The sequence below is a fragment of the Erythrobacter litoralis HTCC2594 genome (genome assembly GCF_000013005.1).
Taxonomy (GTDB): Bacteria; Pseudomonadota; Alphaproteobacteria; order Sphingomonadales; family Sphingomonadaceae; genus Parerythrobacter; species Parerythrobacter litoralis_A.
On record NC_007722.1, the window covers coordinates 2,729,012 to 2,741,303 of the forward strand.

A 12,292-nucleotide genomic window follows, 5' to 3' on the forward strand; every position below is an offset into this window, starting at 1 on the left:
GTCTCTCAACTCTCCGCCGGCACTTCGGCCGACTTGTCGGGTTCGCTCGTCGTAGTCTTCTTTTCGGGCACGAGGAACGAGCGGGCAAGGATAATCAGCACGCCGATGGTAATCGCGGCATCGGCAATGTTGAAGATCAGGAAGGGGCGGAATTCCCCGAAATGCAGGTCGGCATAGTCGATTACATAGCCCCAGGTGTAGCGATCGTAGATATTGCCGAGCGCGCCGCCGAAGATAAGGCCGAGGCCGATAATGTCGCCGAGCGTTTTCTCGCGCAGCATCCAGATGCCGACGACGACTGCGATCAGCGCGGTTCCGAGCACCAGCGCCCAGCGCATCTCCACGCTGGTCGCTTCGAACATGCCCAGCGAAATACCGAAATTCTGCGTCCATCGCAGGTCGAAGAACGGCAGTAGCTCGTACAGACCCTCTGGCCGGCTGCGTAGATCGAGCTGCACGCGCACGAGCCATTTCACATACTGGTCGGCGGCGAGGATCGCCAGCGCCAGCGCGAAGCCGACCAGGCGGCGCTTCCAGACCTGTTGCGTCGTTATGGTCATCGGGCGGCGACCTCCCCGACCACGTCGTCGCAGCGGTCGCACAAATCGCCGTCTTCCTCGACATCAGGAAGCAGGCGCCAGCAGCGGCCGCATTTGGATTCGGCAGAACGGGTGACGGTCACCGCGTCGCTATCGCCGCGTGTCACTGTCGCGGTGATGAACAATTCGGCGAGGTCTGCGTCGCTGAAACCTTCCGGCACTTCGGCAGCGGGCACGACCACATCGGCTTCGTTGCTCGAGCGGATTTGCTTCTCGCGCCGTAGCGGTTCGATCGCTTCGTTGACTGTCTCGCGCAGGGCGCGAAGCCTGGCCCATTTCGCGCCATCGGCGGTGACGCCCGGAACGGCGGGCCATTCCAGCAGGTGGACGCTGCCGCCATCCGGATAGCGGGTGGTCCATACTTCCTCGGCGGTATAGACCAGCACCGGCGCGGCATAGCGGACAAGCGCGTGGAACAGCAGGTCGAGCACGGTGCGATAGGCGTTGCGCTTGGTGCTGTCCGGCCCGTCGCAATAGAGGCTGTCCTTGCGGATATCGAAGAAGAAGGCCGACAGGTCCTCGTTGCAGAAATCGACCAGCAGGCGGGTGTAGGTGTTGAAGTCGTAGGCTTCAATCGCCGTGCGCAGCTTGCCGTCAAGATCTGCCAGCAGGGCCAGCACATAGCGCTCCAGCTCCGGGATCTCACCCGCATCGCCCATATCGCCGACGAAGCCGTCGAGCGCGCCGAGCAGGTAGCGGAAGGTGTTGCGCAAGCGGCGGTACTGGTCGCCGACGCCCTTGAGGATCTCGTCGCCGATGCGGTGATCCTCGGTGAAATCGACACTGAGCGCCCACAGCCGGATGATATCCGCGCCGTATTGCTCCATCACCTTGTTGGGATCGACGGTGTTGCCGAGGCTCTTCGACATCTTGAAGCCCTTGGCATCCATGGTGAAACCGTGGGTCAGGATCGCATCGTAGGGCGCACGGCCGCGGGTGGCACAGCTTTCCAGCAACGAAGACTGGAACCAGCCGCGATGCTGGTCGCTGCCTTCGAGATAGAGATCGGCAGGCCAGCGCTGCTCGGGCCAGCGTCCCGATTCCAACGTGAAGACATGGGTGCAGCCCGAATCGAACCAGACGTCGAGAATGTCGGTAACCATCTCGTAGTCGTCGGGATTGTGCGCATCGCCCAAGAACTCGGCCTTGCGCGCTTCGTCCCAGGCATCGACGCCTTCTTCGCGCACGGCCGCGATGACGCGGGCATTGACGTCCGGGTCTTGCAAGTAAGTGCCGTCGGGGCGGACGAACAGCGTGATCGGCACGCCCCAGGCGCGCTGGCGGCTCAGCACCCAGTCGGGGCGGCCCTCGACCATCGATCCGATGCGGTTGCGTCCCTTGGGCGGGGTGAACTGGACGCGGGCGATTTCTTGCGTCGCGATCTCTCTCAGCGTCATCCCAGCGGAAGCTGGGATCTGTTCGTGGCCGGGAGAGACCCCAGCTTCCGCTGGGGTGACGGAGAGGGGCTTGTCCATCGGCACGAACCATTGCGGCGTGCAGCGATAGATGACCTTGGCCTTGGAGCGCCAGGAATGCGGGTAGCTGTGCGCGTAATCCGCGCTCGCGCTCAGCAACGCGCCCGCTTCGCGCAGGTCGGAACAGATCGGGCCGTCGGGCGCGTTGAAATTGGCGTTGATGACCGCGCGGCGGCGCTCGTCTTCGCCTCCGAGCCACGGCCAGTCGTCGCGATAGCGCCCGTCATCCATGACCGCGAAGACGGGGTTCAACCCATGGGCCTTGCACAGGTCGAAATCGTCCTCGCCATGATCGGGCGACATATGGACGAGGCCGGTGCCGCTGTCGGTGGTAACGAAATCGCCCGGCAGCAACGGACGCGGCGTCGCGTAGAACCCACCGAGATGGTGCATCGGGTGGCGGGCGACGGTACCGGCTAGGTCGGAGCCTTTACACTGCCAAATTGCGGTGAGCCGCACTGTCCCATTTTCGTGGGCTGGCAAGCGACTCAGGAAGTGAGGTCCAAGATCGTGGGCTACTAGATACCGCCCTCTGGAAGTCCAGGTGGCCTCATCCTCATCGAAATCCGTGAATCGGTCGGCCACTTCCAATTCAAACAAGGCGTATTCAATGTCCTCACCGTAAGCCAAAGCCTGGTTCACCGGGATCGTCCACGGGGTCGTCGTCCAGATGACGGCGTGTGCGCCTTCCAGCCCCTCGATACGGCTTTCCGTGATCTCGAACGCCACGTCGATCTGGGTCGAGGTGATATCCTCGTACTCGACCTCGGCTTCGGCCAGCGCGGTCTTTTCGACCGGGCTCCACATCACCGGCTTGGCCCCGCGATAGAGGTTGCCTGCCTCGGCAAAGCGCATCAGTTCGGACACGATGGTCGCCTCGGCGTAGTAATCCATCGTCAGGTAAGGATTGTCCCAGTCGCCCAGCAGGCCGAGCCGCTTCAGCTGTTCGCGCTGCACGTCGACCCAGTGCTGCGCATAGGCGCGGCATTCGGCGCGGAATTCCTTGACCGGGACTTCGTCCTTGTTCTTCTTCTTCTTGCGGTACTTTTCCTCGACCTTCCACTCGATCGGCAGGCCGTGGCAGTCCCAACCCGGCACGAAAGGCGCATCCTTGCCGAGCAGCGTCTGGCTGCGCACGACCATGTCTTTCAGGATACGCTGCATCGCGTGGCCGATATGCATGTCGCCATTGGCATAGGGCGGACCGTCGTGGAGGATGAACTTCTCGCGACCGCTGCGCGCTTCGCGAACCTGCTGGTAAAGCCCCTCGTCCTGCCATTGCGCGAGAATGCCCGGTTCCTTCTGCGGAAGGCCGGCTTTCATTGGGAAATCGGTCTTGGGCAGGAAGACCGTGTCTTTGTAGTCGGGCTTTTCACTCATTTCGCGCGGGGCGTTAGGGTATTCCGCGCCCGCGATAAAGCCTCATTGCGCGGGCGTGGCTAATTGACGCGCGGCGACACGATCAGTCCAGCGCGCGCAACCGTCGCGCCTGGAAGGCGTAGCGCGCGGCGCGGCCGACATCGCGCTGGAATTGCGCATTGACGATACCGCCGACCGCCGACCCGAAGATCGGCACGACCATACCCATCCGCCGGCGCACCGAAGCCAGAGCGATGGCGCGCGACACGCGTTCGACCACCTGGTCCACCAGCGGCTCTATGCCCTGCGTGGCAATCGGTTCGAGCGAACCGTCGGCAGCAATGTCGGCGTCGAGAGCATCGAGCCGCGAAATCTTTTCGGCATGATCGTCGAGCGCAGCGATTTCGAGGATCTGCAGCCGGAACAACCGCTCGCGCTCGCCTGCGCCGTCGAAGCCGTAGGCGCGCCCGGCATCGCGAATATGGCGCAGCGCCAGGGCGATGGTGGCCGGAATGTCCGCGCTTGCCGTGATCGCCCCGGCGAGCCCGGCGGCCGCGCCGGAGGAGGCGTTGAGCGTGCGCGCCGTGCGCGCAATCGCCTTGGCCGCTCGCTGCGACGCGCCGAGATCGGCGGGGTCGTGATCGGGTTGTTTCAGAGGTGCCATGTCGACTGCCTTGTCGATCCCCTTGAGCACGTTCTCGATCAGGGATTTGGGGATGGCCGAGGCGATCGCACTGCCGAGCGGATTGGTCAGCCGCTCGATCCCGCGCCCGAGGAAAGAAGGTTTCATGGCGCGATAGGCTTGTTGATCGGCTTCGAGCTGGGCGGGGGTCATCATTGTCTCCACGGAAAAGCGAGGCAGGGTGCAGCGCTGATCGATCAACCCGCCATGGCGGGCCGATGTTCCAGGCTTACCCTTTGTGCGCGAGCAATTCGCGTGCCCGTTCGCAATCCTTTTCCATCTGCGCCATCAGCGCTTCTAGACTGTCGAACTTCGCCTCCGGGCGCAGGAAGTGGTGGAAGGAAACTTCGATCTCCTGCCCGTAGAGGTCGCCGGAAAAGTCGAAGAAATAGGGTTCGAGCAGCTCCTTGGGAGGCTCGAACTGCGGCCGGATGCCGATGTTCGCCGCGCCCGTGAGTTCCTGACCGGTGGCAAGAATGCGCCCCGTCACGGCATAGATGCCGTAGCGCGGGCGCAAATAGCTCTCGATATGCAGGTTCGCGGTCGGATAGCCGATTTCGCGGCCGCGCTTGTCGCCGTGCTCGACCACGCCCCGAATGGCGAAGGGGCGCGACAGCAGTTCGGTCGCGGTGGCGCAATCGCCGTCGCGCAAGGCCTCGCGGATGCGGCTGGAGGAGATGACGCCCCCGTTACCCAAACCCGCATCTTCGACCGGCTCGACGACACGGCTCTCGAGACCGCGCTCGCCGCCGAAGCTCTTAAGCAGATCGACATTGCCCTTGGCGCCCTGGCCGAAGGTGAAATCGCCGCCCGTCACCACGCCATGCGCACCGAGGCGGTCGATCAGGATCTCGGTGATGAAGTCTTCCGCGCTGGTGCTGGCGAGCTCCTTGTCGAAATGGAACACCAGCATCGCGGTTGCCCCGGCGGCGATATAGAGCTCCTGCCGCTGCTCCAGCGTTGTCAGGCGGAAGGGCGGTGTATCGGGGCGGAAGAAGCGCACCGGGTGCGGATCGAAAGTCGCGATGATGCTCGGGCGGCCTTCTGCATGCGCCCAGTCGATGGCTTCGCCAGCCACCGCCTGGTGGCCGCGATGGAAGCCGTCGAAATTGCCCAGCGCGATAATGGCACCGCGCAAGGATTCAGGGACGGGGTTTCGATGGTCGAGCCAGCGCATCAGGAATTGGTAGCTGGCTGCGCGACATCCGCAAGCGGCTTCATCCCTTCGCGCAGCACGCGGATGGCATTGCCGCCCATCACGGCGCGGATTTCACGCTCGCTGAAGCCTGCATCCATCAGCGCCTGCGTGACCTGCACCAGCTTGGACGTGTCGAACCGCACCTCGACCGCGCCGTCGTAATCGCTGCCGAGCGCGACATGCTCGATCCCGACCAGGTCGCGGATATGGTTCATCGCCGCGGCAATGGCCTTGGGCGAGGTGTCGCAGACCGCGCCTTCCCAATAGCCGACGCCTATGATTCCGCCGGTCGCGGCGAGGCCACGGATTTCCGCGTCGGTGAGGTTGCGATTGACCTTGCAGGTCGCCTGCACGCCGCCATGGCTGGAGACGACCGGCCGCCGCGCCATCGCCAGCACTTCGGCGACACCGGTGTGGCTGAGATGCGCGATGTCGACGATCATGCCCATCTCTTCCATCCGCCGCACGATATTGCGGCCGAAGGGGGTCAGCCCGCCTTTCTCGATCCCGTGCATCGATCCGGCGAGTTCGTTGTCGAAGAAATGGGTCAGCCCGGCCATCCGCACCCCGGCATCGTATATCCGCTCGAGGTTGGCGGCATCGCCTTCCAGGTTGTGCAGGCCCTCGACGCTGAGCAGCGCGCCGACGAATTGCGGCCCCTTTATGCGGCGGTGACCGAATACGCCGTCGAGATCGTTGGGCGTTTCGATCGGGATAATCATGCCGTTCGACTCGCGAGCCGCGCGTTCCAGCTTTTCCGCATGATAGAGCGTCCGTTCCAGCAGCGAGGACCAGGTCCGCACCGGCTGCAACTGGCCCACTGCCAGCAGCGTAATGTTGTCGCCATCGGCGCTATTGCTGTCGTAATTCTGGTCGGTCGGTGTCTTGGTTACGCTGGAGAACACCTGCACCGCGACATTGCCCGCTTCTAGCCGGGGCAGGTCGACATGGCCGCGATCGGCGGCATAGACCATCGAGCGCTTCCACAGCAGCGTATCGGCGTGCAGGTCGACGATATCGAGCGTGGCGTGGAGCGCTTTCGCATCCTCGCTGACTTCGGGCAGCGGTTTCCCGTCGATCCGGTTCATGTCCCGCTCGGCAAAGCCGGGGGCGAAGGCGAAGAAGGCACTGGCGGCGATCGCGAGCACCAGCAGCGGGATCCAGTAGCGCTTTTTCATCGCTCTGCTCTCAGAAAGGTGACGAAAGAGAAGGCAGGTCGACCATCTTCGGCCTCGTATTCGTCACGCGCGATCTCGCGCCAGTCGGGGCCGGGCGCGTCCATGAAGGTGTCGCCTTCGTATTTCGCGTGAATCTGGGTCAGCTCGATGCGTTCGGCTTCCTGCTCGAACAGCGCATAAACCTCCGCGCCGCCGATGATGGCGACCGGCTCCTCGCCCGCCAGTTGCAGCGCTTCGGCGCGCGAATGCGCCACTTCTGCGCCGTCCGCCCCCCAGTCCTCGTCGCGCGTCAGCACGATATGGCGGCGACCGGGCAGCGGGTCGGGAAAGCTCTCGAAGGTCTTGCGGCCCATGATCAGGACATGGCCGGTGGTCAGCCGCTTGAAGCGCTTGAGGTCGGTCGGCAAGTGCCAGGGCATGCCGCCGTCCTTGCCGATCGTGCCATTGGCGGCGCGGGCATAGATCATGAAAGGCTGGGACAGGTCGCTCAATGCGTCAGTCCCAGACCAGCTTGGTCGCATGCCCCATCTTGCGGCCCTTCCGTGCCTTGGTCTTGCCGTAGAGGTGCAGGTGCGTCGCCGGATCGTCGAGCCAGTGCGCGGCCTCGTTGGCATCTTTGCCGACGATATTGGTCATCACCACGCCCGGCGCGACGGTGCGGGAGTCGCCCAGCGGCAGGCCGCAGACCGCTCGGATGTGGTTTTCGAACTGGCTCGTGGCGGCGCCTTCGATGGTCCAGTGGCCTGAATTATGCACTCGCGGGGCCATTTCGTTGAAGACAGGGCCTTGCTTGGTGGCGAAGAATTCGAGTGTCAGCACACCGACATAATTGAGCGCTTCGGCAACCTGTTTCGCCAGCTCGCGCGCCTCGGCGACCTCGCCCTCGATCAGATCGCCTGGGGGCAGCGTGGAGGTCGCCAGCATCCCGCCTTCGTGGACATTGACGGTGCTGTCCCAGAACGCCACCTCGCGCGCTGCGGTGCGAGCGAGGATGACGGAGAATTCTGCCTCGAACCGGACGAAGCCTTCGTAAATGCACGGCACATCGGGCAGCGACACGCCCTCTGCGTCGCGCTCGGACGTGATGCGCCATTGGCCCTTGCCGTCATAGCCGTCGCGGCGAGTCTTGAGGATGCCCGGCGTACCGATCCGCTCGACCGCCTGCATCAGCTCGGCGCGCGAATCGACCGTGGCATAGGGCGCAGGCCGGCCGCCCAGCCCTTCGACGAAGCGTTTCTCGTTCAGGCGGTCCTGCGCGGTTTCCAGAGCGCGCGGATGCGGGGCAAGGCGGTCTTCGATGGGTGCCAGCGGGCCGACCGGGACATTCTCGAATTCCCACGTGACGATATCGCACTTCTGCGCGAAGGCCGCCATCGCTTGGGCATCGTCCCACTTGTTGGTGAAGACGTCGTGGCAGACATCGCCGACCACGTGCTCGCTCTCGGGCGTGTAGGCGATGCAGCGATAGCCCATCTGCGCAGCGGCGATCGCCATCATCCGGCCGAGTTGGCCGCCGCCCAATATCCCGATTGTCCCCCCCGGCTTGATCATGGCTATTCCGGCTTCTCTGCGACAGCCTCGCTGCGTGCGGCGCGCCACGCCTTCAAGCGCACGGCCAGCGCGTCGTCCGATGTAGCGAGGATACTCGCAGCCAGCAGCCCCGCATTGGTCGCGCCCGCCTCGCCGATGGCGAGCGTGCCGGTCGGAACCCCGGCAGGCATCTGCACGATCGAGAGCAGGCTATCCATGCCCGACAGCGCCTTGGATTGCACCGGTATGCCCAGCACCGGCAGATGCGTCATCGCTGCGACCATCCCCGGCAGATGCGCCGCGCCGCCCGCGCCGGCGATGATGACCTTGAAGCCTTCCGCCTCGGCCCCTCTGGCAAAATCCGCCATCCGGTCGGGCGTGCGGTGCGCGGATACGATCCGCGCGTCGTAAGCCACTTCCAGCTCGTCGAGCACCTCGGCGGCGCATTGCATCGTCGGCCAGTCGGACTGGCTGCCCATGATGATAGCGACTTTAGCTCCGCCCATGCCTCAGCTGTCCTTCAGGTAATAGCGCTCGCCCGGCTGCATCCGGTCGTCGAATTGGTAGATGATCGGCTGGCCGGTGGGAATCTCGAGCCCGGTGATATCCTCATCCGAGATGCCGGACAGGTGCTTCACCAGCGCGCGCAAGCTGTTGCCATGGGCGGAAATGATCACCGTTTCACCGCTCGCCAGCACCGGCAGGATCTCGCTTTCCCAATAAGGCAGCACCCGCTCGATGGTGAGCTTGAGGCTTTCCGTGGTCGGCACGTCGATCCCGTCATAGCGCGGATCGGCGCCGGGATCGTATTGATGTCCGGGCTCCATGTCGGGCGGCGGCACGTCGAAGCTGCGGCGCCAGATATGCACCTGCTCGTCACCGTGCTTGTCGCGCATTTCCTGCTTGTCGAGCCCGGTCAGCCCGCCATAATGCCGCTCGTTGAGCCGCCAGTCCTTGGTTTCCGGGATCCACAGCCGGTCCGCTTCTTCCAGCGCCAGATGCAACGTTTTGATCGCGCGGGTCTGGAAGCTGGTGAAAGCGACCGTGGGCAGCACGCCCTTCTCCTTCAAAAGCGTGCCTGCCGCCTTGGCTTCCTCGACGCCCTTCTCGGTCAGGTCGACATCCCACCAGCCGGTGAAACGGTTTTCGAGGTTCCACTGGCTCTGGCCGTGGCGAACGAGGATGAGAGTAGGCATTTTTGCTCCGCTATCCCGGGCCTTGGCCCCGTGAACAAGAGCAAGACGCGTTAGCCCGCGTCTTTGTGCTTGGAAAGCCCACTTTCGTCCGATTCGCTGGAGTTTGCGTTCAATTCCTTCGCCTGCGCCTTTCGCTTGCGCAGGTTCTCGCGCAATTTGGCCGCCAACCGCTCTTCGCGCGACATATCCTTGCTGCGATCTTCACCCATGCGAAATCCCTTGGCGATAATGCTGCGAATGCTCAAGCGCTGCTTGACATTGCAGGCGCGCACGCCAATAGGCCGCGCCCTGTTCCGGTACGCTGCTGTAGCTCAGTGGTAGAGCGCGTCATTGGTAATGACGAGGCCGAGAGTTCAATTCTCTCCAGCAGCACCATTATTTTTCGCGCTACCGCTTCGCTGCTTGAGCGCGTTGTTTTCGGCTTCAAGCGCCAGCGTTCGCATCCGCTCTCTGCACTTTCCTCGTTCACGCACCCTTGGGGCGCATCGCTGCGGGCGCGCAGTCGCGCTTGCGAACTCTTCGAGTTAGAGCCTGAGGCTATCCAGCGCCAGCTCTTGACCGAAACCGGCTTGAAAAGACCACTGTCTTACCCCATCCACACACCATGGACGACAGGGAAGCAGCGGTCGCGCCTGAAGCGCGCGACCCATCACCGATACTTCAGGACGAGGCGCCTGCGCCGGTCGACACGTTCGAAGATGCCGACGGCACGCTGACCCGGCTCCATCCCAACCACAAGAAGGCGATGCGCGTGGAAGCGGGCATCACCGCGCTGGTGGCCTGCGTGGGCGCGCTGGTGGCCGATGTGATCCTCCCGGTCTGGCAAGGGGCGATCTTCGCACCGGTGCTGCTGTTCGCGATCCTGCTTGTCTGGCGCATGCCGCACCGTCGATTCAGCGCGCGCGGCTATGCCATGAGCGACGATCGCCTGCGCGTCGTGCGCGGCATCCTGTTTCGCTCCGACACCGTCGTTCCGTTCGGGCGGGTCCAGCATATCGACGTCGATCGTGGGCCGCTCGAGCGCTATTTCGACCTGGCGACGCTGACCCTGCATACGGCGGGTTCGCATAACGCCTCGGTCAACCTCCCGGGCCTGCAGCATGAACGCGCGCTGGCCATGCGCGAAGAAATCCGCGCCCACATCAAGCGCGAGGCGCTGTGACCGGCGCCGCCATCCAAGCCGAAGCCAAGGTTGCTGCCGAGGGCGAGCCGCAACGCACCGATGTCCTGACATTCGTAGTCAAGGCTATCACCGTCCTCCCGCAACTGCTTATCCCGCTCGGCTTCGTCTCCTTCAGCATGTTCGACGACGGGCTGCCCAGCGAAGTGCTGTATATTGCGCTGCTGCTGGTCGCGACGCTGGCGCTTATCCTTCTTTCGGCGTTCCTCAGCTGGAGCCGTTTTACCTATCGCATCGGCGAGAGCGATATCCGCGTGGAAAGCGGCATATTGTCGCGGGCGGCGCGTTCCGTCCCCTACGAGCGCATCCAGGATGTCAGCCTCGAGCAGAAACTGATCCCGCGCCTGCTCGGGCTGGTCGAGGTCAAGTTCGAAACCGGCGCAGGTGGCAAGGACGAATTGTCGTTGGCCTATCTGGCCGAGGAGGAAGGCGAGAAGCTGCGCGAACTCGTCCGCGAAATGCGCGACGAGGCCAGTGGAGAGGCCGTTGACGCCGCTGCTGAGGGCACCGAGCTCGAGAGAGCGGAAGCTGCCGCGACCCTGTTCGCGATGGGGCCGAGGCGACTCTTCACCTTTGGCCTGTTCGAATTTTCGCTCGCTGTCTTCGCGGTACTGGGCGGCCTTGCGCAATATGCCGAAACCCTGATCGGTTTCGAACTGTGGGATCCCGACCTGTGGCGCGGCTGGCTGGCCGGGTCGGGCGAATGGATCGGCGCGCTCGGGCCCATGGCGCAGGTCGTCGGCGCGGTCGCCGGGGTTGCTACGCTGGTCGTGATCGGCTCGGCGACGGGGCTGGTCCGCACCTTCCTGCGCGACTGGGATTTCCGCCTCGAGCGCACGCCCAAGGGTTTTCGCCGCCGCCGCGGCTTGCTGACCAAGACCGATGTCGTCATGCCCGCACACAGGGTGCAGGCCTTGCGCATCGGCACCGGTCTGATCCGCAAACGCTTCGGCTGGAACGGTTTGAAGTTCGTCAGCCTGGCGCAGGATTCTGGCGCAGCCAGCCACGACGTCGCACCTTTCGCACAGGAAGAGGAGCTGGCCCCAATCATCCGCGCCGCCGGGTTCGAACCGGTGGCCGACGGCCTCGATTGGCAGCGCCGCAGCACGGCCTTTCGCAACATCAGCATGGTCATCAATGCTGCCGTGCTTGGCCTTATCGGCGTGGTGGTGTTGTCGCTTAACGCGTTCGGTGCCGGCGGAAACATTGATTTCGCGCAGTTGCTCGCCTTCATTCCCTTCGCAGTCGGCGGTTTCCTCGTGCTGCGCGAATATTACCTCTGGCGGTTCGCGCGCAACGCCATCGACACCCGCCAGGTCTATCGCCGCACTGGCTGGCTCGCGCCGTCGGCCGCGATTGCCAATCGCGTGAAGCTGCAATCGGTCGAGATCAAGCAGGGGCCTATCGCGCGGTGGAAAGGCTATGCCGACCTCCATCTTGGCCTGGCCGGTGGGACCTTCGCCATCGAAGGCGTGCCGCTCGACCGCGCGCGCAGTCTGCGCCGCGCCATCCTCGACAGCATCGCCGAAACCGATTTTTCCGAGATCAATCGCTAGCGCGCGCCAGCCGCTGCGTCAGGCGCGCAAGTCCGCCCAGTCGGGGTTGTCCTCGAACTTCCTGGCGACATAGGAACATTGCGGTTCGATCAAGAAGCCTTGCCGGCGCGCATCGGCCACCAGCCGCTCTACCAGTTCGCCCGCAATGCCGCGTCCGCCGATTGCCTCGGGCACGACCGTATGCGTGGCGACATGCACGTCTTCGCCGCGCTCACCGGTGCGCTGCTCCCATTCGAGCATGCCGGTATGCGTTTCGCCGTCGACATGGGCGACATATTTGCCGCCCTGACCCTGCACGTGGTGGGTGATCGTGACGTCCGGTTTCTCTTCGCTCATCGC

13 protein-coding genes and 1 tRNA gene are annotated in these 12,292 nt (G+C 64.1%); 3 read left to right on the top strand and 11 right to left on the bottom strand.

What is annotated here, in order from left to right; genetic code table 11:
• Positions 1 to 5: 5 nt before the first annotated feature.
• From lspA to EL2594_RS15540, 10 genes are all read right to left on the bottom strand, one after another.
• Positions 6 to 560 carry a signal peptidase II gene (lspA, locus tag EL2594_RS13325; protein WP_011415623.1) on the bottom strand — a complete coding sequence of 185 codons (555 nt, stop codon included), beginning with the start codon at positions 558 to 560 and terminating at the stop codon, positions 6 to 8.
• Positions 557 to 3,454: an isoleucine--tRNA ligase gene (ileS, locus tag EL2594_RS13330; RefSeq protein ID WP_011415624.1), complete on the bottom strand. Its 2,898-nt coding sequence runs from the start codon at positions 3,452 to 3,454 to the stop codon at positions 557 to 559. Before ileS ends, lspA begins: the two co-directional genes overlap by 4 nt.
• Positions 3,455 to 3,536: 82 nt before the next feature.
• Positions 3,537 to 4,271 carry an EcsC family protein gene (locus EL2594_RS13335; protein WP_011415625.1) on the bottom strand — a complete coding sequence of 245 codons (735 nt, stop codon included), beginning with the start codon at positions 4,269 to 4,271 and terminating at the stop codon, positions 3,537 to 3,539.
• 73 nt (positions 4,272 to 4,344) lie between these two features.
• On the bottom strand, positions 4,345 to 5,292 hold the full coding sequence (locus EL2594_RS13340) for a bifunctional riboflavin kinase/FAD synthetase (RefSeq protein ID WP_011415626.1): 948 nt from the start codon (positions 5,290 to 5,292) through the stop codon (positions 4,345 to 4,347).
• Positions 5,292 to 6,491, bottom strand: a complete 1,200-nt coding sequence (locus tag EL2594_RS13345; RefSeq protein WP_011415627.1) for a dipeptidase — start codon at positions 6,489 to 6,491, stop codon at positions 5,292 to 5,294. Before EL2594_RS13345 ends, EL2594_RS13340 begins: the two co-directional genes overlap by 1 nt.
• On the bottom strand, positions 6,488 to 6,958 hold the full coding sequence (locus tag EL2594_RS13350) for a dihydrofolate reductase (protein WP_011415628.1): 471 nt from the start codon (positions 6,956 to 6,958) through the stop codon (positions 6,488 to 6,490). Before EL2594_RS13350 ends, EL2594_RS13345 begins: the two co-directional genes overlap by 4 nt.
• A 28-nt stretch (positions 6,959 to 6,986) precedes the next feature.
• The gene (locus EL2594_RS13355) at positions 6,987 to 8,042 is read right to left on the bottom strand and encodes a 5-(carboxyamino)imidazole ribonucleotide synthase (RefSeq protein WP_011415629.1); all 1,056 of its coding nucleotides are present in this window, start codon (positions 8,040 to 8,042) and stop codon (positions 6,987 to 6,989) included.
• A gap of 2 nt (positions 8,043 to 8,044) precedes the next feature.
• Positions 8,045 to 8,527 carry a 5-(carboxyamino)imidazole ribonucleotide mutase gene (gene purE / locus EL2594_RS13360; RefSeq protein WP_041685372.1) on the bottom strand — a complete coding sequence of 161 codons (483 nt, stop codon included), beginning with the start codon at positions 8,525 to 8,527 and terminating at the stop codon, positions 8,045 to 8,047.
• A 3-nt stretch (positions 8,528 to 8,530) separates the two neighbouring features.
• Entirely contained in the window at positions 8,531 to 9,217 is a 687-nt protein-coding gene (gene gpmA, locus EL2594_RS13365) for a 2,3-diphosphoglycerate-dependent phosphoglycerate mutase (RefSeq protein ID WP_011415631.1), read from the bottom strand.
• 50 nt (positions 9,218 to 9,267) lie between these two features.
• Complete coding sequence (locus EL2594_RS15540; RefSeq protein ID WP_196793206.1) at positions 9,268 to 9,426, bottom strand: hypothetical protein; 159 nt, start codon at positions 9,424 to 9,426, stop codon at positions 9,268 to 9,270.
• Positions 9,427 to 9,517: 91 nt separating this feature from the next.
• Here EL2594_RS15540 and EL2594_RS13375 point away from each other — a divergent pair.
• From EL2594_RS13375 to EL2594_RS13385, 3 genes are all read left to right on the top strand, one after another.
• Positions 9,518 to 9,592, top strand: a tRNA-Thr gene (locus tag EL2594_RS13375).
• Positions 9,593 to 9,821: 229 nt separating this feature from the next.
• Positions 9,822 to 10,379, top strand: a complete 558-nt coding sequence (locus EL2594_RS13380; protein WP_011415633.1) for a PH domain-containing protein — start codon at positions 9,822 to 9,824, stop codon at positions 10,377 to 10,379.
• On the top strand, positions 10,376 to 11,953 hold the full coding sequence (locus tag EL2594_RS13385; RefSeq protein WP_011415634.1) for a PH domain-containing protein: 1,578 nt from the start codon (positions 10,376 to 10,378) through the stop codon (positions 11,951 to 11,953). Before EL2594_RS13380 ends, EL2594_RS13385 begins: the two co-directional genes overlap by 4 nt.
• An 18-nt stretch (positions 11,954 to 11,971) precedes the next feature.
• Here EL2594_RS13385 and EL2594_RS13390 read toward each other — a convergent pair whose 3' ends face one another.
• Complete coding sequence (locus EL2594_RS13390) at positions 11,972 to 12,289, bottom strand: GNAT family N-acetyltransferase (RefSeq protein ID WP_011415635.1); 318 nt, start codon at positions 12,287 to 12,289, stop codon at positions 11,972 to 11,974.
• Positions 12,290 to 12,292: the final 3 nt, after the last annotated feature.